Below are 26321 nucleotides of genomic sequence, written 5' to 3'. Positions count from 1 at the left end.
TATATTGCGCAGCCGCTGCCAAAGCGGTTGCGTATTGCCTGTTTTTATTCTGTACTTAACCGTTCATTAAAGAATTATTCACCTCCATTCAGCGCCTTCCACTGTATGTCATAGACAATTCATGCATAAAAAATTGATAAAAGACGTTTTTTAATCTGGGCTATATCCACAAATCCTGGCTAAAGTTATTCTTGCGAAGCTGATCAACGTCATCATTCAAACAGCCCCTTGTGGCCTGACCTGTGGCCACAATGCATATTGAATGCATGGGCGGATAACAGCGCGCAATAGCGGCGTGAGGAGAGGCCTCTCTTTTCATGGGTGCCGCTTGAAAGAATATGCACGTTTCTTGCATATCATTAGAGTGTGACATTTTTGTTCGTTTGTTAACGAACTTTCAGAAGGAAAGAGATTATGACCGCCTTAAATAAACGATGGTTACCAGGCCTGGTTGCGGGTGCTCTGATGGCCATCTCTGCTGGCACGCTCGCTGCTGAACAAAAAACGCTGCATATTTATAACTGGTCTGATTATATTGCCCCGGATACGGTGGCTAATTTTGAAAAAGAGACCGGAATTAAAGTTATCTATGACGTATTTGATTCCAATGAAGTGCTGGAAGGTAAGCTCATGGCTGGCAGTACCGGCTTTGACCTTGTCGTTCCATCCGCCAGTTTCCTTGAGCGTCAACTGACCGCGGGCGTCTTCCAGCCGCTGGATAAGAGCAAATTGCCTGGCTGGAAAAACCTCGATCCTGAATTGCTGAAGCTGGTGGGTAAACACGATCCGGACAACAAGTTTGCGATGCCGTATATGTGGGCAACAACCGGTATTGGCTATAACGTGGATAAAGTGAAAGCGGTACTGGGGCCGGATGCGCCGGTTAATAGCTGGGATCTGATCCTCAAGCCAGAAAATCTGGAAAAACTCAAAAGCTGCGGCGTCTCTTTCCTCGACGCGCCCGAAGAAGTGTTTGCCACCGTGCTGAATTATTTGGGTAAAGATCCAAACAGTACCAAAGCGGATGATTACACCGGACCGGCAACCGATCTGCTGTTAAAACTGCGCCCAAATATTCGCTACTTCCACTCCTCGCAGTACATTAACGACCTGGCAAACGGTGATACCTGCGTGGCGATTGGTTGGGCCGGGGATGTATGGCAGGCGGCAAACCGGGCGAAAGAAGCGAAAAATGGCGTCAATATTTCCTTCTCAATTCCTAAGGAAGGTGCGATGGCCTTCTTTGATGTGTTCGCGATGCCAGCCGATGCGAAAAACAAAGACGAAGCCTACCAGTTCCTCAACTACCTGCTGCGCCCTGATGTAATTGCGCATATTTCTGACCACGTGTTCTATGCCAATGCCAACAAAGAAGCGACAGCACTGGTCAGCCAGGACGTTCGCGACAACCCGGGCATTTATCCGCCTGCCGATGTCCGCGCCAAGCTGTTCACGCTGAAAGTACAGGATCCGAAGATCGACCGTGTACGTACTCGCGCCTGGACGAAGGTAAAAAGCGGGAAATAACCCGATGTACGGGACATGACCCGGCAGGATTTACGCCTGCCGGGCAGTGTTGATCCCGGACACACATAACCCGGCAATACGCACCACCGTGGTGCGTTATTTGCACCGTTTCTTTGTTTTATGCCGGAGAGCGCCTAATTGAATGATGCAACCCCACGCCCACAAGCGAAAATCCGCAAGGCGCTGACCCCGCTGCTTGAAATTCGCAACCTGACCAAGTCCTTTGACGGTCAGCACGCCGTTGATGACGTCAATCTTACTATCTATAAAGGCGAAATATTTGCTCTGCTCGGGGCGTCCGGCTGCGGTAAATCGACCCTGTTGCGGATGCTGGCGGGATTTGAACAGCCAACAACCGGGCAAATTATGCTTGATGGCGTCGATTTAGCGCATGTCCCGCCTTATCTGCGTCCGATTAATATGATGTTTCAGTCCTATGCACTGTTTCCGCACATGACGGTAGAGCAGAACATTGCCTTTGGCCTCAAGCAGGACAAGCTGCCAAAGACTGAAATCGCCAGCCGGGTGAGTGAGATGCTGGGACTCGTGCATATGCAGGAGTTCGCCAAACGTAAGCCGCATCAGCTTTCTGGCGGTCAGCGTCAGCGCGTGGCGTTGGCGCGTAGCCTGGCGAAACGCCCGAAGCTGCTGCTGCTGGATGAGCCGATGGGGGCGCTGGATAAAAAGCTCCGTGACCGCATGCAACTGGAAGTGGTGGATATCCTTGAACGTGTCGGCGTGACCTGCGTGATGGTGACGCACGATCAGGAAGAAGCCATGACGATGGCGGGCCGCATTGCGATCATGAACCGTGGAAAATTTGTCCAGATCGGCGAGCCTGAAGAGATCTACGAGCATCCGACTACGCGTTACAGTGCAGAATTTATCGGTTCGGTTAACGTCTTTGAGGGGCTGCTGAAAGAACGTCAGGAAGATGGTCTGGTTATTGAGTCTCCAGGACTGGTACATCCGCTGAAAGTGGACGCAGACGCTTCCGTTGTCGATAACGTCCCGGTGTATGTTGCGCTGCGCCCGGAAAAAATCATGCTCTGCGAAGCCCCTCCGCCAGAGGGATATAACTTCGCGGTAGGCGAAGTGGTGCACATTGCCTATCTGGGTGATTTGTCGGTGTACCACGTACGCTTGAAAAGTGGCCAGATGCTGAGCGCTCAGTTACAAAATGAACATCGTTATCGCAAGGGATTACCAACCTGGGGTGACGAAGTCCGTTTATGTTGGGATGCGGACAGCTGTGTGGTGTTGACGGTTTAAGGAGCAAAGATGAGTACACTTGAACCTCCGGCGCGCGTGGATAACGTGGGGCGTTTCACGCTGTTTATGTCGCGGCTGCAAATGAAGCACGGGCGCAAGCTGGTCATCGCGCTGCCGTATGTGTGGCTGATGCTCCTGTTTCTGCTGCCATTTCTGATCGTCTTCAAAATCAGTTTGGCTGAAATGGCGCGGGCTATTCCGCCGTATACTGACCTCATTTCATGGGCTGACGATCAGTTATCCATCACCCTCAATTTAGGCAATTTCCTGCAACTGACGGACGATCCGCTCTATTTTGATGCGTACCTGCAATCTTTGCAGGTAGCGGGGGTTTCGACTGTCTGTTGCCTGCTATTGGGATATCCGCTGGCATGGGCGGTCGCGCACAGCAAACCCTCGACACGCAATATTCTGTTGCTGCTGGTGATCCTGCCGTCCTGGACGTCATTTTTGATTCGCGTATACGCCTGGATGGGGATCCTGAAAAATAACGGTGTCCTGAACAACGTTCTGATGTGGCTGGGCGTTATCGACCAACCGTTGACGATTCTGCACACCAATCTGGCGGTCTATATCGGTATTGTTTACGCCTATTTGCCCTTTATGGTGCTGCCGATTTATACCGCGCTGACGCGTATTGATTACTCGCTGGTGGAAGCGGCACTGGATTTAGGCGCCCGACCGTTGAAAACCTTCTTTAGCGTGATCGTGCCGTTGACCAAGGGCGGGATTATTGCCGGGTCAATGCTGGTGTTTATCCCGGCGGTTGGGGAGTTTGTGATCCCGGAACTGCTGGGCGGCCCGGACAGCATCATGATTGGGCGTGTGCTTTGGCAGGAGTTTTTCAATAACCGTGACTGGCCGGTGGCTTCTGCCGTCGCCATTATTATGCTGCTGTTACTGATTGTGCCGATCATGTGGTTTCATAAATATCAGCAAAAAAGCGTGGGGGAACACGGATGAATAACTTACCGGTCGTTCGCTCGCCGTGGCGTATTTTTATCCTGGTACTGGGTTTTACCTTCCTGTACGCGCCGATGCTGATGTTGGTTATCTACTCGTTTAACAGCTCCAAGCTGGTGACGGTCTGGGCGGGGTGGTCAACGCGTTGGTATGGTGAGCTTTTCCACGATAGCGCGATGATAAGCGCCGTCGGCATGAGCTTAACGATTGCCGCCTGCGCTGCGACGATGGCGGCAATTCTCGGTACCATCGCCGCCGTGGTGATGGTGCGCTTTGGTCGTTTTCGTGGATCAAATGGTTTCGCCTTTATGATCACCGCACCGCTGGTGATGCCGGATGTCATTACCGGTTTGTCGCTGCTGCTGCTGTTTGTGGCTTTGGCGCACGCCATCGGCTGGCCAGCGGATCGCGGTATGTTGACCATCTGGCTGGCGCACGTCACATTCTGTACAGCGTACGTGGCGGTAGTGATTTCCTCGCGTTTACGCGAACTGGATCACTCCATTGAGGAAGCGGCGATGGATCTTGGTGCCACGCCGCTGAAGGTTTTTTTCGTCATCACGCTGCCGATGATTATGCCGGCGGTGATCTCAGGGTGGTTACTGGCCTTTACGCTGTCGCTCGATGACCTGGTCATTGCCAGTTTTGTCTCTGGTCCTGGCGCCACAACGTTACCCATGCTGGTGTTCTCCAGCGTACGTATGGGGGTCAATCCGGAGATCAACGCGCTGGCGACGTTGATACTTGGCGTGGTAGGAATTATCGGATTTATCGCGTGGTATCTGATGGCGCGAACAGAAAAACAACGGATTCGCGATATCCAACGTGCAAGACGCGGCTGAAAAAACTAAAATCTGCCAACCTGTCTATACGGCGCAGCTGCAGTGGCTGCGCCGTTTTCATGGAAGACGACGCGTTGGGATTTTTTAAGAAATCATCCACATCACATGCCCGTTTAAACGTCCCTACTTTAGTGCAGGTGGCGGCGCTGGCTATTATCATGATCCGCTGTCTCGATCTGTTGATGATTTTTAATACGCTCGGGTTTCGCGGAACCAGCGAGTTTATTCATCGCAGCGTCCAGACCTGGAATTTGACGCTGGTGTTTCTGGGTAGCCTGGTGCTGCTGTTTATCGAAATTTACTGCGCATTTTCGCTGGTTAAAGGTCGGAACTGGGCACGCTGGGTCTATCTACTGACCCAGATTATCGCCAGCGTCTATCTGTGGGCGGCCTCATTGGGCTATGGATATCCGGAACTGTTCAGTATTGCGGGAGAGTCCAGACGTGAAATCCTGCATACGCTGGTGATGCAAAAATTGCCGGATATGCTGGTGTTGCTACTGCTGTTTGTTCCTGCGTCCAGCAGGCGGTTCTTCCGCTTGCAATAACGTGTATAATCTTCGCCCCCTGTTAATTTGTAGGTTTTTGTATGCAGTGCGCACTTTATGAGGCCGAACGCTGCCGCTCTTGTCAGTGGATAACGCAGCCTGTCGCCGATCAACTCTTCGCCAAAACAGCCGATCTGCAGAATCTGCTGGCCGATTATCCGGTCGGAGAATGGTGCGCGCCGGTCAGCGGCCCGGAGAGCGCTTTTCGTAATAAAGCCAAAATGGTGGTCAGCGGCAGCGTGGAAAAACCGCTGCTGGGGATGCTGCATCGTGACGGTACGCCGGAGGATTTGTGCGAGTGTCCGCTCTATCCTGAGTCTTTTGCGCCGGTGTTTGCCGCACTAAAACCGTTTATCGCCCGTGCGGGGTTGACGCCCTATAACGTGGCGCGCAAACGCGGGGAGCTGAAATATCTGCTGTTAACGGAAAGCCGGTTTGATGGCGGTATGATGCTGCGTTTTGTTCTGCGCTCCGATGCGAAACTGGCACAACTGCGTACGGCGCTGCCATGGTTACAGGCGCAGCTTCCGCAGTTAAAAGTGATCACCGCCAATATTCAACCTGTGCATATGGCGATTATGGAAGGGGAGAGCGAAATCTTCCTGACGGAACAACAGGCGCTGGCTGAACGCTTTAACGATGTGCCATTGTGGATACGCCCACAGAGCTTCTTCCAGACCAACCCTGTGGTGGCTGGGCATTTATATGCCACGGCGCGCGACTGGGTTCGTCAGCTTCCGGTTAATCACATGTGGGATCTGTTTTGCGGCGTCGGGGGTTTTGGTTTGCACTGCGCCACGCCGCAGATGAAACTGACGGGTATTGAAATTGCGCCAGAGGCCATTACCTGCGCGAAACAGTCGGCGCAGGAGCTTGGGTTGCAGAATCTGCATTTTCAGGCGCTGGATTCAACCCAGTTTGCTACCGCGCAGGGAGAAGTGCCGGACCTGGTACTGGTGAATCCGCCTCGTCGGGGGATTGGGAAGCCGCTGTGCGATTTTCTTTCCCGCATGGCGCCGCGTTTTATCGTTTACTCCAGCTGTAATGCACAAACCATGGCAAAGGATATCCGCGAGTTGCCTGGATATCGCATTGAACGCGTCCAACTTTTTGATATGTTCCCACATACCGCGCATTACGAAGTGTTAACTCTGCTCAGCCGACAATAACCGACATGCCTGATGGCGCTACGCTTATCAGGCAAATGCAACATGCGAAAAAAAAGCCCGTACTTGCGTACGAGCTCTTTCTCGAATATGGCGGTGAGGGGGGGATTCGAACCCCCGATACGTTGCCGTATACACACTTTCCAGGCGTGCTCCTTCAGCCACTCGGACACCTCACCATATTGTATTGCTGCCTGACCGCTTGGGGGGCAACGGGGCGCTACTATAGGGAGTTGCGCTAAAACGGTCAAGCAGAATTTACGTGTTAACTCTCGTTTGGTTACGCAATGTACATATTCCTCCGCCCGGACAGGCGCGGAGAATATGATTAGCGCTGCGAGTCCAGTTTTTCGCCGTTGGTCACGACTTCCTGGGCCTTGCTATAGCTCTCAATCAGCAACTGATAAGCCGGGAAGATTTTGGTATACACTTCCGCCCATTCAGCGGCGTCTTCACGGTTCCATGTCCCCTGAATTTCAGAAGCGACGGCGGCGGTATCCATCGGTATCACACCAGCCTGAACAACACGTGCCAGGGTGATTTCCTGCGCCATTTTGCTGTAAGTACCGGAAGCGTCGATCACTGCGAAGACCTTGTAGCCCTCCGCAACCGCGCTGATGGCCGGGAAAGCCATGCACACGCTGGTGATCGTACCGGCAATAATCAGCGTCTTACGACCCGTTGCTTTGACCGCTTTCACGAAGTCTTCGTTATCCCAGGCGTTGATTTCGCCTTTACGTGCTACGTATTGGGCATGTGGCGCATTGGCATGGATCTCTGGGATCAACGGGCCGTTAGGCCCCTGCGGTACCGATGCCGTGGTAATTACCGGCATCTTCGCCAGGGTTGCGATTTTAGCCAGCGCGGCGGCACGCGCACGCAGTTCCGGCATGGGCATATCGCCGACAGTCTGGAACAGCCCACTCTGATGATCGATAAGCAGCATGACGGAATCATTCACATCGATGACCGGACGTGAACCATTAAAGTTTGCAGGACTGGACATATTCTTCTCCTTCGATTCAGATTTGGCCAAAGCGGCCGGAGTTAAAATCGCGGACGGCTTCAGCGATTTCTTGTTTCGTATTCATCACAAACGGACCGTAACCTACAATCGGCTCGTTCAACGGTTCGCCAGACAGCAGCAGCACGCAGGCGTCGCTGGTGGCTTCAATGTGTAGCGTTTTCCCCTGCTGACTTAGGACTACCAGTTGTGCTTCGCCGGCAGGCGTGGTGCCGTTTACGGTGATATTCCCTTTTAATACCACCAGAGCGGTGCTCCACCCTTCAGACTGGGACAACGTCAGCTGGTGATTACGTTGCAGGCGCATATCCCAGACGTTCAGCGGTGAAAAGGTGTGTGCCGGGCCTTTCGTATCCTGATAGCTGCCCGCGATCACGCGAACGCTGCCTGCATCATCGGGCAAGGCGACGGTGGGAATAACATCGCTGCTGATGCCCTGATAACCCGGTACGGCCATTTTGTCTTTTGCCGGCAGATTGACCCACAGTTGCACCATTTCCAGTTCACCGCCCTGACGGGTAAATTCCGGGGAGTGGAACTCTTCGTGTAATATTCCTGCACCAGCGGTCATCCACTGCACATCGCCAGGGCCGATAATGCCGCCGCGACCTGTTGAATCACGGTGTTCAACTTCGCCGCTGTAAACGATAGTCACCGTCTCAAAACCGCGGTGAGGGTGTTCACCTACGCCGCGTTTTTCGTTACCCGGCGTGAACGTATGCGGACCCGCGTAATCAAGCAGCAGGAACGGGCTTAATTGCTCAGCATGAGACTGGTAAGAGAACATCGAGCGAACCGGAAATCCATCGCCAACCCAGTGTGGGCGAGGTGCGGTGTAGACGCCTGTTACTTGTTTCATATGTGTCTCCTCAGTGGCGTTGTTTTGATGTGAATAAGCTTATATTCATGACAGCGAGCTGAGTAGTCGCTAAAATAGCTCTCACTGTCTCAAAAATAGGACAATGAAATGACAAGGCCGGATCTCAATGATTTTGCATGGTTTGTGCATGTTGTAGAGGAAGGGGGATTCGCGGCGGCGGGTCGGGCGCTTGATGAACCAAAATCAAAACTGAGCCGACGGATAGCGCAACTTGAAGAGAGGCTGGGGGTACGACTGATTCAGCGAACCACCCGGCAATTTAACGTGACTGAAGTCGGGCAAACCTTTTACGAACACTGTAAGGCGATGCTGGTGGAGGCGCAGGCGGCGCAGGATGCCATTGCCGCGTTACAGGTTGAACCGCGTGGCGTTGTGAAGCTGACTTGTCCTGTCACATTGCTGCATGTGCATATCGGGCCAATGCTTGCCCGTTTTATGGCACGTTATCCTGACGTATCAGTACAACTGGAGGCCACTAACCGTCGTGTTGACGTCGTTGGAGAAGGTCTGGATGTGGCGATTCGCGTCAGACCTCGGCCATTTGAGGATAGCGACCTGGTGATGCGCGTCCTGGCGGACAGAGGACATCGCTTGTATGCCAGCCCGCAGTTAATTGAGCAGATGGGGGCGCTACACTCTCCGGCAGAGCTGACCCGTTGGCCAGGTTTGAGTCTGGCCTCTGGTAAACATGTGCATCGTTGGGAGTTATTCGGCCCGCAGGGCGCGCGGGCGGAGGTGCATTTCACGCCGCGTATGATCACCACCGATATGCTGGCGTTACGCGAAGCCGCAGTCGCCGGCGTAGGTGTTGTTCAACTTCCACAGTTGATGGTAAAAGATCAATTAGCTGCGGGTGGGTTGGTGGCGTTGCTCGACGGTTGGGAACCTAAGCGAGAAATTATCCACGCAGTCTTTCCATCACGCAGGGGATTATTACCGTCAGTGCGCGCATTAGTGGATTTCTTAACGGAAGAATATGCGCGGATGATTGAGGATTAAATACCAGGCTTTAGCCCACAAAAAAGGCCGGTTAAACCGACCTTTTATTATCTGGACGCCATTCGGGCGTTAAAAACAATCAGCGACTACGGAAGACAATGCGGCCTTTGCTCAGGTCGTACGGGGTCAGCTCAACAGTCACTTTGTCGCCCGTCAGGATGCGGATATAGTTTTTACGCATTTTACCGGAGATGTGTGCAGTAACCACGTGACCGTTTTCTAACTCTACGCGGAACATGGTATTAGGTAACGTATCGAGAACGGTACCCTGCATTTCAATATTGTCTTCTTTGGCCATCTAATCCTCTGGGGTATCACTACCGTAATTTGAACCGGCAAGATAATGCCGAAGTTCTTTTAATAAGTAAAGATTTGTGCGTTTAAAACACAGCAAATCGGGTTTGGCGCATTACTCTATCCACACACGGCAAAGCCGCACTTAAAGCGCAACGTGTAAGGGAACGAGGAGATAAACGATAGGCGTTGCCTGACGCGAACTGTTCCTTAACGGCGGCGGGGTAATGGGCTAAACCAACTCTGCGCGACAATTATAACACCCCGACAAAAAATGTGCCGAAAACATTCACTCCTGAGGTGAAAATAACGTCCTGGGAATCCAGAAATGGCTCGGTAGCCGCTGCTGGCGCAGTCTGCTCAGGTGCTCAAGGTACTCCCGACGCGGTGTTTCGACGGCGCCCAGCGAGGCTGTGTGGCTATTTAATACCTGGCAGTCGATTAATTTTCCGCCCTGACGGATAAATTCAGCGCAAAAAACAAGCAGTGCGGTTTTGGACGCATTTTCCTGACGGCTGAACATCGATTCGCCACAAAACAGCGTACCTTGCGCCACGCCATACATACCGCCCACTAATTCATTTTGTCGCCACACCTCAATTGAGTGGGCATGCCCCAGTTCGTGCAGCCGATGGTAAGCATCCACTACATCATGCGTTATCCAGGTGCCTTCTTCCCGGTCATTCGCGCAGCCTTCAATCACCTGACCAAACGCGTAATTGAGCGTCACGCGATAAGGCGAATTTTTATGAAAGCGTTTCATGCTGCGGCTGAGGTGAAATTTCTCGGGCCAAAGAATGGCGCGCGGATCGGGCGACCACCAAAGGATGGGGTCGCCAGGTGAAAACCATGGGAAAATACCGCGCTGATAAGCCATCAGCAGGCGGGCAGGGCTGAGATCGCCGCCAAGCGCCAATAAACCGTTAGGCTCGCGTAAAGCGCCTTCCGGTGACGGGAAGGCTATGGAATGGCGGGACAGTTGCACCAGGCGCATGACAGCGAAACTCCACTACGCGAGTTTGATCGTTCAATAATAGCTTACAGACGTTGCTTAAACTGGTAATAACGCCCCTGCCTGGCTAACAGATCTGCGTGATTACCTTGCTCAATAATTTGTCCGTTGTCCATTACTATTATTTGATCAAAACGTGACAGCCCACGCAGACGATGTGTAACCATTAATACGGTTTTGTTGCGCATGACATTGCTAATTAATTCAAGCATTTGACTTTCCGTTGTAGCATCCAACCCTTCGGTGGGTTCATCCAGCAGCATCAGCGGAGCATCGTGCAATAAGGCGCGGGCGATAGCCAGACGACGGAGCTCGCCGCCAGAAAGCTGACGACCGCCTTCGCCCAGCCAGGCGTTGAGTCCATCATCCTCAAGCAGTTTGTCCAGACCGACGCGGCACAACATCGCGGCTAATGCGTCATCGCCGGCGTGCGGTGCCGCCAGCAACAGGTTATCGCGAAGCGTAGCGCTGAACAGATGCACGCGCTGTGGCACGACGCTGATACTCTGGCGCAGCGTGGCTTCACTAAGGGTCGCAATCGGCTGTTCGTTAATCAGGATCTCGCCACTCTGCGGATCCCATGCGCGGGTTAGCAATTGCAATAACGTTGACTTACCACAGCCGGTGCGACCGAGAATCGCAATGTGTTCACCGGGGTTGGCTTGCAGGGAAAGTGTATCGAGCGCCTTTTGCGCCTGTCCTGGATAGCTGAATGACACATCGCGTAGCGTAAGGGTTACCTGCTCTGAAACCGAGGAACCCGCATCCGGGAAGGTCACTTCTGGCTGCTGTTCGGTCAGTTCGGTGATGCGCAGCGCAGAGGCAATAACCTGGCCGAGATGCTGAAATGCGCCGGTGACAGGCGCTAACGCTTCGAACGCGGCTAGTGCACAGAAGACAAACAGCGCGATCAGTGCGCCTGGCTGGGTGTTACCGCCCACGCCGCCTGAGGCCATCCATAGCATCATAATCACTGCCAGCGCGCCGACTAACAGCATGACCGCCTGCGACAACGCCGTTAATTCAGACTGGCGTCTCTGGGCTTCGTGCCATTGCAGCTCGGTGGCTTCCATTTGAGCGCGGTAGCGTTCACTGGCGCCAAAAATGGTCAATTCAGCCTGGCCCTGTAGCCAGGAGGTTAACTGCTGACGATATTGCCCACGCAGATGCGTCAGACTTTGTCCGGTGCTTTTGCCTGCCTGATAAAAGAGTGGGGGCAGAATAAATAAGGTCAGCAGCATAATACCGCCGAGGGTGATAGCCAGCGTGAAATCGAGAACGCTTAGCCCCAGCGTGACCACCATGATGACGACAAAAGCCCCTACCAGCGGGGAGATCACGCGCAAGTACAGATGATCGAGCGTGTCGACATCAGCCACCACGCGGTTAAGTAATTCACCCTGTCCATAACGGGACAGGCCCGCAGGGGAGAGCGGCAGCAGTTTGCTGAAGGTATAAATACGCAAATGCTGCAGCACACGGAATGTTGCGTCATGGCTGACCAGTCGTTCGAAATAACGCCCCGCGGTGCGGGTGATCGCCGCGCCGCGTACGCCTGCGGCAGGGAGCATATAGTTAAAGCTGTAAATCCCGGTGACGCCAACCATTGCAGAAGCCGACAGGAACCACCCTGAAAGCGTCAGCAAACCAATACTTGCCAGCAGCGTGACGATCGCCAGAACGATCCCCAGCGTTAACATCCATTTGTGACGTTTATACAGCGTCAGATAAGGTAGCAAAGCGCGCATTTAGATGTCCTCCTGACGATGAGCCAGTAATGTCGCAAAAGCCCCGTTGGCTGAGCTAAGTTCGGTCCAGGTGCCTTGTTCAACGATCTGTCCATCCTGCATCACCCAGATAGCGTCCCAGTCGGCAAGATCTTCCAACTGGTGCGTCACCATCAGCGTGGTCTGGCGGCGAGATGCCGCGTTCAACGCCTGCATCACGCGTTGTTCGCTGTGCGCATCAAGGCTGGCGGCGGGTTCGTCCAGCAGCAGTAACTGACAAGGATTGAGTAAGGCGCGAGCAACGGCAACGCGCTGCGCTTGCCCGACGGAAAGTCGGGCCGCCTGATCGCCTACTGGCGTATCCACGCCCTGCGGCAGCAGCGGTAAAAACTCGCTGACCCAGGCGCTGTCGAGTGCGGCTTGTAGCTGTTCTTCGCTGGCATCGGGGCGAGCCAGCAGAACGTTTTCGCGTAACGTGGCGGCAGGAAGCTGCGGATTTTGCCCGACCCATGACAGCTGTTTACGCCAGGAATCAGGTGACAGGTCGCGAAGTTCAAAGCCGTTAATTCGCAGCGATCCCCGATAAGAGAGGAAACCGGACAGGACATTAAGCAGCGAACTTTTACCGGAACCGCTGCGTCCAACCAGCACCGCGCGTTGACCGGCTGCCAGGGTAAAGTTGAGCGGGCCGGCCAGCACTTTACCTTCCGGCGAAGTGATAATCAGATCGTGTGCCTCAAGTGAAACGGCGTCTTTCGTCGCCAGCTCAATGTCGCCACGCTCTGGATGAGCCAGCGGGGTTTCCATGAAGGTTTTCAGACTATCAGCTGCACCAACGGCTTGCGCTTTGGCGTGATAAAACGTGCCCAGATCGCGCAGGGGCTGGAAAAACTCCGGTGCCAGAATGAGCGCGAGGAAGCCTGCCGCCAGCGTGACGCCCGTCCCGTAGTGGCCGAAATCGAGTTCTCCGAGGTAGGAAAAACCGAAGTAAACCGCCACCAGCGCAATAGACAGAGAGGTAAAGAACTCAAGGACACCAGATGACAGGAAGGCCAGGCGCAGGACTTCCATGGTGCGCTGGCGGAAATCTTGCGACGCAGCGCGGATGCTTTCCGTTTCGGCTTCACCGCGACCAAATATTCTTAGCGTTTCCATACCCCGCAGACGATCGAGGAAATGACCGCTGAGGCGGGCAAGAGCCTGAAAATTGCGGCGGTTAGCATCGGCAGCGCCCATTCCGACCATTGCCATAAATAACGGGATCAGCGGGGCTGTTCCGAGCAGAATAAGAGCGGCTACCCAGTTTGACGGGAATACCGCCGCCACAATCAATAATGGGACGCATACGGCCAGCGCCATTTGCGGCAGATAACGTGCATAGTAATCATGCATATCGTCAATCTGTTCCAGGATCAGCGTGGCCCAGCTCCCGGCCGGTTTGCCCTGTATCCAGGCCGGACCAGCCTGTTGCAGACGGTCAAGCACCTGGCGGCGAATTTCAAAACGAATATGTTGCCCTGCGTGAAACCCGACCCGTTCGCGTAACCAGACGACCCATGCCCGCAGGATGAAAATCAATACCAGCACGATGAACGGAAGCAGCAGCGCCTCTCGGGGAATATTGGCCATGATCATATGGTCCAGAATGCGGGCCATGAGCCAGGCCTGAGCGACGATTAACAGACCACTCACGAACCCCAACAGGCGTGAAATGTTCAGCCATCGTTGGGAAATTACACTTTGCTGTTTTAACCAGCGGGTCAGCTCTTTTTGACGGGTTTTATTCATTGCACGCTTAGCAGGTGAGTTATTGGAATATTTGGGCAGGGCAATGTTACAACGAGGCAAAAATAAAGGCGACTTATAGTCGCCTTTTTTACTTTTGTTACTGATTTGTAAAACTTATTTGCAAGCGTCCGCCAGACCGTCGAGATAACGTTCTGCATCAAGCGCGGCCATACAGCCTGTGCCCGCAGAGGTGATCGCCTGGCGATAAATATGATCCATCACGTCACCGGCTGCGAAGACCCCCGGAATGCTGGTTTGTGTGGCATTACCGTGAATACCGGACTGAACTTTGATGTAGCCGTTTTCAAGTTCAAGCTGACCGTCGAAAATGGCGGTATTCGGGCTGTGACCGATAGCGACAAACAATCCGGCAACGTCAAGTGACTCCACATTGTCAGTGTTTTGCGTATCGCGCAGGCGCAGCCCGGTTACGCCCATTTGATCACCGGTTACTTCCTCCAGCGTGCGGTGGGTGTGCAGCACGATGTTGCCGTTTTCAACTTTATCCATTAAACGCTTGATGAGGATTTTCTCAGCGCGGAAACTGTCGCGACGGTGAATCAAATGCACTTCAGATGCGATATTCGCCAGATACAGTGCTTCTTCAACCGCAGTGTTGCCACCGCCAATCACCGCAACTTTTTGATTACGGTAGAAGAAACCGTCGCAGGTCGCGCAGGCGGAAACGCCGCGGCCTTTGAACGCTTCTTCTGAAGGCAGGCCCAGGTAACGTGCTGAAGCGCCGGTAGCGATGATCAGTGCGTCACAGGTGTACTCTCCGCTATCGCCGGTCAGACGGAAAGGGCGGTTTTGCAGATCAACTTTGCTGATGTGATCAAAAATGATTTCTGTATCAAATTTGGTCGCATGTTCGTGCATACGCTCCATCAGCAGCGGGCCAGTGAGATCGTGCGGATCGCCAGGCCAGTTTTCCACTTCTGTTGTTGTGGTCAGTTGACCACCTTTTTCCATACCGGTAATCAGTACTGGTTGCAGGTTAGCGCGTGCAGCGTAGACCGCAGCGGTATATCCCGCAGGGCCTGAGCCCAGAATAAGAAGTTTACTGTGTTTGGTTGCGCCCATGAGATCCCCATAGTTGTTGGCAGGCAATGAGCAGGATTGTAGGGAATTTACAGGCGTAAAAAAAGAGTATGGCGATTTTGTTAACAATATGTGTAATAGCAGAAACCGATGAGCGGGGGAATAAGTCGTAATACTATAACGATTTCTACTAAAAATCGGTCAGTTATAAGGTGATAAAATGACGATTTTCCATCACTGCGAATGAATAACTGGCATGTTGTACTAAAAATCGATGTTTTACTTTGACAATCACCTGCTGTTTTGCGAAAACAGTCAAGGAAGAAAAAAAATGTGTCATGTATGTGCTGCATAATCATGCATGTAGATACCATGTTTACCGTGTTAGCGAAATCTACGCATGGTGTGGACAGATGCCATTCGTGATGTCGATAGCCGCCGACAGGCAACGGTCTTCTCACCATAAGCCCAGGCATTACAAACCGAAAATCCCTCTGGGTTGCGGTTTATTTTGATGGGTAGCGACTCTGAACAGTGATGTTGGTAGAGTCAGGCAGGAGTAGGGAAGGAATACAGAGAGACAATAATAATGGTAGATAGTAAGAAGCGCCCTGGCAAAGATCTCGACCGTATCGATCGTAACATTCTTAATGAGCTGCAAAAGGATGGGCGTATTTCTAACGTCGAGCTTTCTAAACGTGTGGGACTTTCACCAACGCCCTGCCTTGAGCGTGTGCGTCGGTTGGAAAGACAGGGTTTTATTCAGGGCTATACAGCGCTGTTAAACCCGCATTATCTGGATGCATCACTTCTGGTTTTTGTTGAGATTACTCTGAATCGTGGCGCCCCGGATGTGTTTGAGCAATTTAACTCTGCAGTACAAAAACTTGAAGAAATTCAAGAGTGTCATTTGGTTTCCGGTGATTTCGACTATTTGTTGAAAACACGCGTACCGGATATGTCGGCGTACCGTAAGCTGTTGGGGGAAACCCTGCTGCGTCTGCCTGGCGTGAATGACACACGTACTTATGTCGTAATGGAAGAAGTCAAACAGAGCAATCGTCTGGTAATTAAGACGCGCTAACACGGAACAGGTGCAAAATCGACGCAGTTTGATTACACTCCTGTTAATCCATACAGCAACAGTGCCGGGGCAACCCGGTGCTGTTGTCCGTTTTAGCATCGGGCAGGAAAAGCCTGAAACCTGGAGAGCCGTTTTTGAGCCAGGAATACACTGAAGACAAAGACGTCACATTGACGAAGTTAAGCAGCGGGCGCCGACTCCTGGAAGCGCTACTGATCCTTATTGCCCTTTTTGCCGTCTGGTTGATGGCTGCCTTACTCAGCTTTAACCCTTCGGATCCCAGTTGGTCGCAAACCGCGTGGCACGAACCTATCCATAATCTGGGGGGAATACCCGGAGCATGGCTGGCAGACACACTGTTCTTTATTTTTGGCGTCATGGCCTACACCATTCCCGTCATCATTGTCGGCGGCTGCTGGTTTGCATGGCGACACCAGGCCAGCGACGAATACGTCGATTATTTTGCCGTTTCGCTGCGTATTATTGGCGTTCTGGCGCTGATCCTTACCTCCTGCGGGCTTGCCGCAATCAATGCCGATGACATTTGGTATTTCGCCTCTGGCGGCGTGATCGGCAGCCTGCTCAGCACCACGTTGCAACCATTACTGCACAGTAGCGGCGGTACGCTGACGCTATTGTGCATTTGGGCTGCGGGATTAACGCTGTTTACCGGCTGGTCATGGGTGAGCATTGCGGAAAAACTGGGTGGCTGGTTACTCAATATCCTGACGTTTGCCAGCAACCGTACCCGCCGCGACGATACCTGGGTCGATGACGAAGAATATGAAGATGAAGATGAGTCTTTCGACGCCGCTGATGGCAAACCTCATGAATCGCGTCGGGCGCGTATTCTGCGCGGTGCGTTAGCGCGCCGTAAGCGTCTGGCGGAGAAATTTACCAACCCGCTTGGCCGTCATACTGATGCTGCGCTGTTTTCCGGCAAACGCATGGATGATGAAGACGAAATTGAATACAGCGCTCGTGGCGTTGTTGCCGATCCTAACGATGTGCTGTTCTCCGGTAATCGTGCGACGCTGCCTGAATATGACGAACTTGACCCACTGCTGAATGGCCATTCGGTGACAGAGCCAGTTGCCGCCGCAGCGGCAGCGACAACGGCAGCTCAGGCCTGGAGCGCACCGGTTGATCCGCTGCTGCAAACATCGCCAGTGACCAATACTGTTATGGAACAACCGGCCCCAGCCGTAGCCTGGCAAGCCGTGCCTGGTCCGCAAACCGGTGATGCGGTGATTGCGCCAGCACCTGAGGGGTATCCTCAGCCAGCCCACTACGCACAGCCACCGGTGCAGCAGCAGTATGAACCATGGCAGCAGCCGGTTGTGGAGGAAAGTCCGCAGCCGCAGGAATTTACCGCGGAGCACAACTGGCAGCCGGAACCTGTTTATCAGCCGGAATCAACCTTTCAACAAAACGCCGCGTTCCAGCAGCCTGCGGTTGAACAACCGCCTGTAGTGGAACCTGAGCCGGTGGTTGAAGAGGCTAAACCGACTCGTCCCCCACTCTACTATTTTGAAGAAGTTGAAGAGAAACGTGCACGTGAGCGCGAGCAACTGGCTGCCTGGTATCAGCCGATTCCAGAGCCTGCTCAGGAGCCTGAACGTGTTAAGCCGTCTATGCCGACGGCAGCATCCATACCGCCCGTTGAGTCAGTTGCTGCCGTTGCGCCGCTGGCCGCCGGGGTGAAAAACGCCGCTTTAGGGGCGGGTGCGGCTGCCGCAGCACCTGTCTTTAGTCTTGCGGGTAGCGGTGCGCCGCGTCCACAGGTGAAAGAGGGGATTGGTCCGCAGTTACCGCGTCCGAATCGTGTGCGCGTGCCTACTCGTCGGGAGCTGGCGTCGTATGGCATAAAACTGCCGTCACAACGTATGGCTGAAGAGAAAGCGCGCGAAGAGCATCTTGATACAGATGCGTACAGTGACGAAGAAATTGACGCAATGCAGCAAGATGAGCTGGCGCGTCAGTTCGCCCAGTCGCAGCAGCACCGCTATGGCGACGAGTATCAGGATGATGCCAGTCAGACTGATGATGATTCAGCCGCAGAAGCAGAACTGGCACGCCAGTTTGCCTCTTCCCAGCAGCAGCGCTATTCCGGTGAACAGCCTGCCGGAGCGAATCCGTTCTCGCTTGATGACTTTGAATTTTCGCCAATGAAAACGCTGGTGGATGATGGTCCACATGAGCCGCTATTTACTCCAGGCGTAATGCCGGAGCCTGCGCCGCAGTACCAGCAGCCTGTCGCACCGCAGCAGCATTACCAGCAGCCAGCGCAGCCAGTCGCACCGCAGCAGCATTACCAGCAGCCAGCGCAGCCTGTCGCACCACAACAGCATTACCAGCAACCGGCGCAGCCTGTCGCACCACAGCAGCATTATCAGCAGCCAGCGCAGCCAGTCGCACCGCAGCAGCATTATCAGCAGCCGGCGCAGCCTGTTACACCGCCGCCGCAGGATAGTCTGATCCATCCGCTCCTGATGCGTAATGGCGACAGTCGTCCGGCGCACCGTCCAAGTACGCCGCTGCCATCGTTGGATCTGCTCACGCCGCCGCCGAGTGAGGTTGAGCCGATAGATACTTTCGCTCTGGAGCAAATGGCTCGTCTGGTGGAGGCTCGTCTGGCGGACTTCCGCATTAAAGCTGATGTAGTGAACTACTCACCTGGTCCGGTTATTACTCGCTTTGAGCTTAATCTTGCTCCAGGGGTTAAAGCGGCGCGTATTTCCAACCTGTCGCGAGATCTGGCGCGTTCATTGTCGACCGCAGCGGTACGCGTGGTCGAGGTCATTCCGGGCAAACCGTATGTCGGGCTGGAGTTACCCAACAAAAAACGTCAAACCGTTTATCTGCGCGAAGTGTTGGATAACGCCAAATTCCGTGATAACTCATCTCCACTGACCGTGGTACTGGGTAAAGATATTGCGGGCGAACCCGTGGTTGCCGATCTGGCGAAAATGCCGCACTTGCTGGTGGCAGGGACAACCGGTTCCGGTAAGTCGGTTGGGGTGAACGCCATGATCCTCAGCATGTTATACAAGGCGCAGCCGGAAGACGTTCGCTTTATCATGATTGACCCGAAAATGCTGGAACTGTCGGTTTATGAAGGCATTCCGCATTTGCTGACTGAAGTTGTGACCGACATGAAAGATGCCGCCAACGCCCTGCGCTGGAGCGTCAATGAAATGGAACGTCGCTACAAGCTGATGTCGGCGCTTGGCGTGCGTAACCTTGCCGGTTATAACGAAAAAATTGCTGAAGCCGCCCGTATGGGGCGTCCGATTCCGGACCCGTACTGGAAGCCGGGCGACAGTATGGATGTTCAGCATCCGGTGCTGGAAAAACTGCCGTATATCGTTGTACTGGTGGATGAATTCGCCGACCTGATGATGACCGTGGGTAAAAAGGTGGAAGAACTGATTGCTCGTCTGGCGCAAAAAGCGCGTGCGGCGGGGATTCACCTGGTGCTGGCGACCCAGCGACCGTCGGTTGACGTTATTACTGGTCTGATTAAAGCGAACATCCCAACGCGTATCGCCTTTACCGTGTCCAGTAAAATTGACTCGCGTACCATCCTTGACCAGGGCGGAGCGGAATCGCTGTTGGGTATGGGTGACATGCTGTATTCCGCACCAAACTCAACGATCCCTGTGCGTGTACACGGCGCCTTTGTACGTGATGAAGAAGTTCACGCTGTGGTTCAGGACTGGAAAGCGCGTGGTCGTCCACAATACGTTGACGGCATAACGTCTGACAGCGAAAGCGAAGGCGGCGGTGGCGGCTTTGATGGTGGCGAAGAGTTGGATCCGCTGTTCGATCAGGCGGTAAACTTTGTCACCCAGAAACGCAAAGCCTCAATCTCCGGCGTCCAGCGTCAGTTCCGTATCGGTTACAACCGAGCGGCGCGTATCATCGAACAGATGGAAGCGCAGGGAATTGTCAGCGAGCAAGGGCATAATGGTAATCGTGAAGTGCTGGCTCCGCCGCCCTTCGAATGATTGCAAAGTTAAGTAATTCAGTATTTTCTACTTTCCTCATGCTGATTTTTGGCCTGAAATGGATAGCAGAGGGATCTCCCCGTTGGGAGTGACGTATTTTGAGGAATAACGATGAAAAGAATCGCAATCACCTGTGCATTATTGTCGAGCTTTGTGGTGAGCAGCGTCTGGGCAGATGCTGCCAGCGACCTGAAAAGCCGCCTGGATAAAGTCAGTAGCTTCCATGCCAGCTTTACTCAGAAGGTCACGGACGGTAGCGGTGCGGCGGTGCAGGAAGGTCAGGGTGACTTATGGGTTAAACGTCCCAATCTGTTTAACTGGCATATGACGCAGCCTGACGAGAGCATCCTGGTTTCCGATGGTAAAACGCTGTGGTTCTTTAACCCGTTTGTTGAGCAGGCGACTGCGACATGGCTGAAAGACGCCACGGGCAACACGCCGTTCATGCTGATTGCGCGTAACCAGGCCAGCGACTGGCAGCAGTACAATATTAAGCAAAATGGCGATGATTTCGTGCTGACGCCAAAAACCAGCAGCGGTAACCTTAAACAGTTTACTATCAATGTTGGGCGTGACGGGACGATCCACCAGTTCAGCGCCGTTGAACAAGACGATCAGCGCAGCAGTTATCAGCTGAAATCTCAGCAGAATGGTGCGATTGAACCCTCTAAATTCACCTTTACCCCGCCGCAAGGTGTAACGGTTGACGATCAACGTAAGTAGAGGCGTGTGAGTGAGCAATCTGTCGCTCGACTTTTCTGATAATACTTTTCAGCCGCTGGCCGCGCGTATGCGGCCAGAAAATTTAGCGCAGTATATCGGCCAGCAGCATCTGCTGGCTGCGGGCAAACCCTTGCCGCGCGCCATTGAGGCCGGGCATCTGCACTCCATGATTTTATGGGGACCGCCGGGGACCGGGAAAACGACGCTTGCCGAAGTTATTGCCCGTTACGCCAACGCCGATGTCGAACGAATTTCGGCAGTTACGTCTGGCGTGAAAGAAATTCGTGAAGCGATTGAGCGTGCGCGTCAGAACCGTAACGCGGGTCGACGCACGATCCTGTTCGTGGACGAAGTTCACCGTTTTAATAAAAGCCAACAGGATGCGTTTTTACCGCATATCGAAGACGGTACCATTACGTTTATTGGCGCCACCACTGAAAACCCCTCGTTTGAGCTCAACTCGGCGCTGTTGTCGCGTGCGCGCGTTTATCTACTGAAATCGTTAACTTCCGACGACATTGAACAGGTGCTGGACCAGGCGATGTCAGACAAAGCGCGTGGTTATGGCGGCCAGGATATTGTTCTGCCGCCAGAAACGCGTCGGGCTATTGCCGAACTGGTTAATGGTGACGCGCGGCGGGCGCTGAATACGCTGGAAATGATGGCCGATATGGCCGAAGTTGATGATTCCGGCAAGCGCGTATTGAAACCAGAATTGCTCACCGAAATTGCCGGTGAACGTAGTGCGCGTTTCGATAATAAAGGCGATCGTTTTTACGATCTCATCTCCGCATTACACAAGTCGGTACGTGGAAGCGCCCCAGATGCGGCGCTTTATTGGTATGCGCGAATTATTACCGCTGGTGGCGATCCGCTGTATGTTGCCCGTCGCTGTCTGGCGATTGCCTCAGAAGATGTCGGCAATGCCGATCCCCGCGCCATGCAGGTGGCGATTTCCGCATGGGACTGTTTTACCCGCGTGGGACCCGCGGAAGGCGAACGCGCGATTGCTCAGGCGATTGTTTATCTGGCCTGTGCGCCGAAGAGTAATGCGGTTTACACCGCCTTTAAAGCCGCGTTGTCTGATGCCCGCGAACGTCCGGATTACGACGTGCCGGTTCACCTGCGCAATGCGCCGACTAAGCTGATGAAAGAGATGGGCTACGGTCAGGAGTATCGTTATGCCCATGATGAGCCTAATGCCTATGCCGCCGGAGAAGAGTACTTCCCGCAGGAAATGGCACAAACGCGCTATTATCGCCCCACAAACAGAGGTCTTGAAGGCAAGATTGGCGAAAAGCTCGCCTGGCTCGCCGGACAGGATCAAAATAGCCCTATAAAACGCTACCGTTAGTGTTATCGTTGCGGTAATGTTGTCTCTGTATCCCTGTGACCGCAGGCTGTGGTCACTTTCTCCTATTTTAATTCGATAAGCACAGGATAAGCATGCTCGATCCCAATCTGCTGCGTAATGAGCCAGACGCAGTCGCAGAAAAACTGGCAAGCCGGGGCTTTAAGCTGGATGTAGATAAGCTGCGCGCTCTTGAAGAGCGTCGTAAAGTTCTGCAGGTACAAACTGAAAACCTGCAGGCAGAGCGTAACTCGCGATCGAAATCCATCGGCCAGGCAAAAGCGCGCGGGGAAGATATCGAGTCTTTACGTCTGGAAGTGAACAAACTGGGCGAAGAGCTGGATGCCGCGAAAGCTGAACTTGATACCTTACAGGCCGAGATCCGCGACATTGCGCTGACTATTCCTAACTTGCCAGCGGACGACGTTCCGGTGGGTAAAGATGAAAATGACAACGTCGAAGTCAGCCGCTGGGGTACTCCGCGTGAGTTTGATTTCGAAGTGCGCGATCACGTTACCTTGGGTGAAATGCACACGGGTCTTGATTTCGCCGCTGCGGTTAAGCTGACCGGCTCTCGTTTCGTGGTCATGAAAGGGCAGATTGCGCGTATGCACCGTGCGCTGTCTCAGTTCATGCTGGATCTGCATACTGAACAGCATGGCTATAGCGAAAACTACGTCCCGTATCTGGTTAACCATGACACGCTGTACGGTACAGGCCAACTGCCGAAATTCGCTGGCGATCTGTTCCATACCCGTCCGCTGGATGAAGAAGCTGACAGCAGCAACTATGCGCTGATCCCAACAGCAGAAGTTCCGCTGACCAACCTGGTGCGCGACGAAATCATCGATGAAGATGCGCTGCCGATCAAAATGACTGCGCATACGCCGTGCTTCCGTTCTGAAGCAGGTTCTTACGGTCGTGACACGCGTGGTCTGATCCGTATGCACCAGTTCGATAAAGTTGAGATGGTGCAGATTGTTCGCCCGGAAGAGTCGATGGACGCGCTGGAAGAGATGACCGGCCATGCCGAGAAGGTCCTGCAACTGCTGGGTCTGCCGTATCGCAAAATCATCCTGTGCACTGGCGACATGGGCTTCGGCGCATGCAAAACTTACGATCTGGAAGTGTGGATCCCGGCGCAGAACACCTATCGCGAAATCTCCTCTTGCTCCAACGTGTGGGATTTCCAGGCTCGTCGTATGCAGGCGCGTTGCCGCAGCAAATCCGACAAAAAGACTCGTTTAGTGCATACTCTGAACGGTTCCGGTCTGGCGGTTGGGCGTACGCTGGTTGCGGTAATGGAAAACTATCAGCAGGCTGATGGCCGCATTCAGGTTCCGGAAGTATTACGTCCGTACATGAATGGCCTGGAATTCATCGGTTAAGTTACCTTTCTCTGCTAAAAAAGCGCCTCAGGGCGCTTTTTTTATGCCCGTTTGACGTCGGACAATAACGACTACTCCCATAGGGGTAATACTGACTTCGAATGAAAGTCAGTATTTTTCTCTGTCTTTTAGCAAATTCAGTTTCTACCAGCCCGTATATCGATATTAACGTTATATAAAAAACTATACATCGAATATTTGTATTTTGTTTATTGTGAGCAGCAGAGTGAGCCACTATGAAAACTAAGATCCCCGATGCCGTGCTGGCAGCTGAGGTTAGTCGCCGCGGTTTGGTGAAAACGACGGCGATAGGCGGACTGGCGGTGGCCAGTAGCGCGTTTACCCTGCCATTTACCCGTATTGCAAATGCTGCAGAAGCCCTTAATCCGACACCGATTAATGAGAAAGTGATCTGGAGCGCGTGTACGGTGAACTGCGGCAGCCGCTGCCCGCTGCGTATGCATGTGGTCGACGGTGAAATAAAGTATGTCGAAACCGACAACACCGGCGATGACAACTATGACGGTCTGCACCAGGTACGCGCCTGTCTGCGTGGTCGTTCCATGCGTCGCCGAGTCTATAATCCCGATCGTCTGAAATACCCGATGAAACGCGTTGGTAAGCGTGGCGAAGGAAAATTTGAGCGCATCAGTTGGGATGAAGCCTACGACATCATTGCCAGCAATATGCAGCGTCTTATCAAAGACTACGGCAATGAGTCTATCTACCTGAACTACGGTACCGGTACGCTGGGTGGCACTATGACGCGCTCGTGGCCGCCGGGTAAAACGCTGGTGGCACGGTTGATGAACTGCTGCGGCGGCTACCTTAACCACTACGGTGACTACTCTTCAGCGCAAATCGCTGCCGGGTTGAACTATACCTACGGCGGCTGGGCTGACGGTAACAGCCCGTCCGACATTGAAAACAGCAAGCTGGTGGTTCTGTTCGGTAATAACCCTGGTGAAACCCGTATGAGCGGGGGTGGGGTAACCTATTACCTTGAACAGGCGCGACAGAAATCCAATGCCCGCATGATCATTATCGATCCCCGTTATACGGATACCGGTGCGGGGCGTGAAGATGAATGGATCCCGATCCGTCCTGGTACTGATGCGGCGCTGGTCAATGGTCTGGCGTATGTCCTGATCACCGAAAACATGGTTGACCAACCGTTCCTCGACAAATACTGCGTGGGTTACGACGAGAAAACCTTACCGGCCGACGCACCGAAGAACGGTCACTATAAGGCGTATATTCTTGGGCAGGGTAAGGATGGCATTGCCAAGACCCCGGAGTGGGCGGCGCAGATTACCGGTATTCCCGCTGAACGTATCGTCAAACTGGCGCGTGAAATAGGTAGCGCTAAACCGGCATACATCAGCCAGGGGTGGGGGCCGCAGCGTCATGCTAACGGTGAAATAGCGACCCGCGCCATTTCTATGCTCGCTATCCTGACCGGTAACGTTGGGATCAACGGCGGCAACAGCGGGGCGCGTGAGGGCTCATACAGTTTGCCGTTTGAGCGTATGCCAACGCTGGAAAACCCTGTTGAAACCAGCATCTCGATGTTCATGTGGACGGACGCGATTGAGCGAGGCCCGGAGATGACGGCCCTGCGTGACGGCGTACGCGGCAAAGACAAGCTCGATGTTCCTATTAAGATGATCTGGAACTATGCCGGTAACTGTCTGATTAACCAACACTCTGATATTAACCGCACGCATGAAATCCTCCAGGACGAGAAGAAGTGCGAGATGATCGTCGTCATCGACTGTCATATGACTTCCTCGGCGAAATACGCAGACATTTTGCTGCCGGACTGCACTGCCTCCGAACAGATGGATTTTGCGCTGGATGCCTCATGCGGGAACATGTCCTATGTGATTTTCACCGATCAGGCGATCAAACCACGCTTCGAATGCAAGACTATCTACCAGATGACCAGCGAGCTGGCGAAGCGCCTTGGCGTTGAGCAGCAGTTTACAGAAGGTCGTACTCAGGAAGAGTGGATGCGCCATCTGTATGAGCAGTCGCGCAAAGCGATTCCTGAACTGCCTACATTTGAAGAATTCCGTCAGCAAGGGATCTTTAAACAGCGCGATCCGCAAGGACATCATGTGGCGTACAAGGCATTCCGTGAGGATCCTAAAGCCAATCCGCTGACCACGCCGTCAGGTAAGATCGAAATTTATTCGCAGCAGCTTGCCGAGATCGCGGCAACCTGGGAACTGCCGGAAGGTGATGTAATTGATCCGCTACCGATTTATACCCCAGGCTTTGAAAGCTTAAACGATCCGCTGGTGGAGAAATTCCCTTTGCAGCTGACCGGCTTCCACTATAAGTCTCGCGTTCACTCGACCTATGGCAACGTCGATGTCCTGAAAGCATCCTGCCGCCAGGAAATGTGGATCAACCCGATGGATGCGCAGCGACGCGGTATTAACAACGGCGACAAGGTACGTATCTTTAACGATCGTGGTGAAGTGCATATTGAGGCGAAAGTGACGCCACGTATGATGCCCGGCGTGGTGGCATTGGGCGAAGGGGCCTGGTATGACCCGGATGCAAAACGCGTGGATCAGGGCGGTTGTATTAACGTCCTGACGACCCAGCGTCCGTCTCCTCTCGCAAAGGGGAATCCGTCACACACGAACCTTGTTCAGGTTGAAAAGGCGTAAG

20 protein-coding genes, 1 tRNA gene and 1 pseudogene are annotated in these 26321 nt (G+C 53.5%); 13 read left to right on the top strand and 9 right to left on the bottom strand.

The genetic code is table 11. From position 1 onward, the window contains the following. The first annotated feature begins 414 nt into the window (after nt 1–414). The 6 genes from potF to rlmC all read left to right on the top strand — a co-directional run bounded on the left by potF (nt 415) and on the right by rlmC (nt 6321). Nucleotides 415–1527, top strand: a complete 1113-nt coding sequence (potF, locus tag HV352_RS15460; protein WP_016152414.1) for a spermidine/putrescine ABC transporter substrate-binding protein PotF — start codon at nt 415–417, stop codon at nt 1525–1527. 138 nt (nt 1528–1665) lie between these two features. Further along, entirely contained in the window at nt 1666–2799 is a 1134-nt protein-coding gene (gene potG / locus HV352_RS15455; protein WP_049040678.1) for a putrescine ABC transporter ATP-binding subunit PotG, read from the top strand. 9 nt (nt 2800–2808) lie between these two features. Then, nucleotides 2809–3762 (top strand): putrescine ABC transporter permease PotH, encoded by a 954-nt coding sequence (gene potH, locus HV352_RS15450; protein WP_019076381.1) that lies wholly within the window; start codon nt 2809–2811, stop codon nt 3760–3762. Beyond that, the gene (gene potI, locus HV352_RS15445; RefSeq protein WP_016152417.1) at nt 3759–4604 is read left to right on the top strand and encodes a putrescine ABC transporter permease PotI; all 846 of its coding nucleotides are present in this window, start codon (nt 3759–3761) and stop codon (nt 4602–4604) included. The genes potH and potI overlap by 4 nt, the downstream gene beginning before the upstream one ends. A 59-nt stretch (nt 4605–4663) precedes the next feature. Next, nucleotides 4664–5152, top strand: a complete 489-nt coding sequence (locus HV352_RS15440) for a YbjO family protein (RefSeq protein ID WP_016152418.1) — start codon at nt 4664–4666, stop codon at nt 5150–5152. Between the two features lie 41 nt (nt 5153–5193). After that, nucleotides 5194–6321, top strand: coding sequence for a 23S rRNA (uracil(747)-C(5))-methyltransferase RlmC (rlmC, locus tag HV352_RS15435; RefSeq protein WP_019076382.1), 1128 nt, complete (start codon nt 5194–5196; stop codon nt 6319–6321). An 88-nt stretch (nt 6322–6409) separates the two neighbouring features. Here the strand turns inward: rlmC and HV352_RS15430 are convergent. The 3 genes from HV352_RS15430 to HV352_RS15420 form a co-directional block, all read right to left on the bottom strand. Continuing rightward, nucleotides 6410–6497, bottom strand: a tRNA-Ser gene (locus HV352_RS15430). A 149-nt stretch (nt 6498–6646) separates the two neighbouring features. Beyond that, complete coding sequence (locus HV352_RS15425) at nt 6647–7324, bottom strand: isochorismatase family protein (protein ID WP_016156101.1); 678 nt, start codon at nt 7322–7324, stop codon at nt 6647–6649. Nucleotides 7325–7340: 16 nt separating this feature from the next. Beyond that, nucleotides 7341–8201 carry a pirin family protein gene (locus tag HV352_RS15420; RefSeq protein WP_137352032.1) on the bottom strand — a complete coding sequence of 287 codons (861 nt, stop codon included), beginning with the start codon at nt 8199–8201 and terminating at the stop codon, nt 7341–7343. Nucleotides 8202–8309: 108 nt separating this feature from the next. On the opposite strand from HV352_RS15420, the gene HV352_RS15415 reads away from it, so the two are divergent. Further along, nucleotides 8310–9221, top strand: a complete 912-nt coding sequence (locus HV352_RS15415) for a LysR family transcriptional regulator (RefSeq protein WP_181634850.1) — start codon at nt 8310–8312, stop codon at nt 9219–9221. A gap of 79 nt (nt 9222–9300) precedes the next feature. Here the strand turns inward: HV352_RS15415 and infA are convergent, their stop codons facing one another. From infA to trxB, 6 genes and pseudogenes are all read right to left on the bottom strand, one after another. Further along, complete coding sequence (gene infA, locus HV352_RS15410) at nt 9301–9519, bottom strand: translation initiation factor IF-1 (protein ID WP_002211347.1); 219 nt, start codon at nt 9517–9519, stop codon at nt 9301–9303. Continuing rightward, nucleotides 9447–9804 (bottom strand): annotated as a pseudogene (locus HV352_RS15405) (hypothetical protein). The gene infA and the pseudogene HV352_RS15405 overlap by 73 nt, the downstream one beginning before the upstream one ends. After that, nucleotides 9805–10509, bottom strand: coding sequence for a leucyl/phenylalanyl-tRNA--protein transferase (gene aat, locus HV352_RS15400; protein ID WP_016152424.1), 705 nt, complete (start codon nt 10507–10509; stop codon nt 9805–9807). 44 nt (nt 10510–10553) lie between these two features. Then, nucleotides 10554–12275, bottom strand: coding sequence for a cysteine/glutathione ABC transporter ATP-binding protein/permease CydC (cydC, locus tag HV352_RS15395; RefSeq protein ID WP_181634849.1), 1722 nt, complete (start codon nt 12273–12275; stop codon nt 10554–10556). Further along, nucleotides 12276–14042 carry a cysteine/glutathione ABC transporter permease/ATP-binding protein CydD gene (gene cydD / locus HV352_RS15390; protein ID WP_137381060.1) on the bottom strand — a complete coding sequence of 589 codons (1767 nt, stop codon included), beginning with the start codon at nt 14040–14042 and terminating at the stop codon, nt 12276–12278. 114 nt (nt 14043–14156) lie between these two features. Beyond that, entirely contained in the window at nt 14157–15125 is a 969-nt protein-coding gene (gene trxB / locus HV352_RS15385; RefSeq protein ID WP_016152427.1) for a thioredoxin-disulfide reductase, read from the bottom strand. 547 nt (nt 15126–15672) lie between these two features. Between trxB and lrp the strand changes: the two genes are divergently transcribed. From lrp to dmsA, 6 genes are all read left to right on the top strand, one after another. Then, a complete protein-coding gene (gene lrp / locus HV352_RS15380) occupies nt 15673–16167 on the top strand; it encodes a leucine-responsive transcriptional regulator Lrp (protein ID WP_002439523.1) in 495 nt (164 codons plus the stop codon). A gap of 134 nt (nt 16168–16301) precedes the next feature. Beyond that, nucleotides 16302–20177, top strand: a complete 3876-nt coding sequence (gene ftsK, locus HV352_RS15375; RefSeq protein WP_181634848.1) for a DNA translocase FtsK — start codon at nt 16302–16304, stop codon at nt 20175–20177. Between the two features lie 111 nt (nt 20178–20288). Further along, a complete protein-coding gene (lolA, locus tag HV352_RS15370; RefSeq protein WP_003831898.1) occupies nt 20289–20900 on the top strand; it encodes an outer membrane lipoprotein chaperone LolA in 612 nt (203 codons plus the stop codon). Between the two features lie 10 nt (nt 20901–20910). Then, complete coding sequence (gene rarA / locus HV352_RS15365) at nt 20911–22254, top strand: replication-associated recombination protein RarA (RefSeq protein ID WP_016152429.1); 1344 nt, start codon at nt 20911–20913, stop codon at nt 22252–22254. A 92-nt stretch (nt 22255–22346) separates the two neighbouring features. After that, the gene (gene serS, locus HV352_RS15360) at nt 22347–23639 is read left to right on the top strand and encodes a serine--tRNA ligase (RefSeq protein ID WP_049043013.1); all 1293 of its coding nucleotides are present in this window, start codon (nt 22347–22349) and stop codon (nt 23637–23639) included. A gap of 236 nt (nt 23640–23875) precedes the next feature. Further along, nucleotides 23876–26320 (top strand): dimethylsulfoxide reductase subunit A, encoded by a 2445-nt coding sequence (gene dmsA, locus HV352_RS15355; protein WP_049269642.1) that lies wholly within the window; start codon nt 23876–23878, stop codon nt 26318–26320. The last annotated feature ends 1 nt before the right edge of the window (nt 26321 follow it).

It is taken from the genome of Citrobacter sp. RHBSTW-01044, from assembly GCF_013781945.1.
In the GTDB taxonomy this organism is placed as follows: domain Bacteria; phylum Pseudomonadota; class Gammaproteobacteria; order Enterobacterales; family Enterobacteriaceae; genus Citrobacter; species Citrobacter braakii.
Note: the sequence above shows the minus strand (reverse complement) of the source record. Positions and strands in the feature narration are given on the sequence as shown.

Bases quoted from the DNA above. Each gene is read 5' to 3' on its own strand.
- potF (WP_016152414.1), top strand. From the start codon at position 415: ATGACCGCCTTAAATAAACGATGGTTACCAGGCCTGGTTGCGGGTGCT.
- potH (WP_019076381.1), top strand. From the start codon at position 2,809: ATGAGTACACTTGAACCTCCGGCGCGCGTGGATAACGTGGGGCGTTTC.
- potI (WP_016152417.1), top strand. From the start codon at position 3,759: ATGAATAACTTACCGGTCGTTCGCTCGCCGTGGCGTATTTTTATCCTG.
- HV352_RS15440 (WP_016152418.1), top strand. From the start codon at position 4,664: ATGGAAGACGACGCGTTGGGATTTTTTAAGAAATCATCCACATCACAT.
- rlmC (WP_019076382.1), top strand. From the start codon at position 5,194: ATGCAGTGCGCACTTTATGAGGCCGAACGCTGCCGCTCTTGTCAGTGG.
- HV352_RS15425 (WP_016156101.1), bottom strand. From the start codon at position 7,324: ATGTCCAGTCCTGCAAACTTTAATGGTTCACGTCCGGTCATCGATGTG.
- HV352_RS15420 (WP_137352032.1), bottom strand. From the start codon at position 8,201: ATGAAACAAGTAACAGGCGTCTACACCGCACCTCGCCCACACTGGGTT.
- HV352_RS15415 (WP_181634850.1), top strand. From the start codon at position 8,310: ATGACAAGGCCGGATCTCAATGATTTTGCATGGTTTGTGCATGTTGTA.
- infA (WP_002211347.1), bottom strand. From the start codon at position 9,519: ATGGCCAAAGAAGACAATATTGAAATGCAGGGTACCGTTCTCGATACG.
- aat (WP_016152424.1), bottom strand. From the start codon at position 10,509: ATGCGCCTGGTGCAACTGTCCCGCCATTCCATAGCCTTCCCGTCACCG.
- cydC (WP_181634849.1), bottom strand. From the start codon at position 12,275: ATGCGCGCTTTGCTACCTTATCTGACGCTGTATAAACGTCACAAATGG.
- cydD (WP_137381060.1), bottom strand. From the start codon at position 14,042: ATGAATAAAACCCGTCAAAAAGAGCTGACCCGCTGGTTAAAACAGCAA.
- trxB (WP_016152427.1), bottom strand. From the start codon at position 15,125: ATGGGCGCAACCAAACACAGTAAACTTCTTATTCTGGGCTCAGGCCCT.
- lrp (WP_002439523.1), top strand. From the start codon at position 15,673: ATGGTAGATAGTAAGAAGCGCCCTGGCAAAGATCTCGACCGTATCGAT.
- lolA (WP_003831898.1), top strand. From the start codon at position 20,289: ATGAAAAGAATCGCAATCACCTGTGCATTATTGTCGAGCTTTGTGGTG.
- serS (WP_049043013.1), top strand. From the start codon at position 22,347: ATGCTCGATCCCAATCTGCTGCGTAATGAGCCAGACGCAGTCGCAGAA.
- dmsA (WP_049269642.1), top strand. From the start codon at position 23,876: ATGAAAACTAAGATCCCCGATGCCGTGCTGGCAGCTGAGGTTAGTCGC.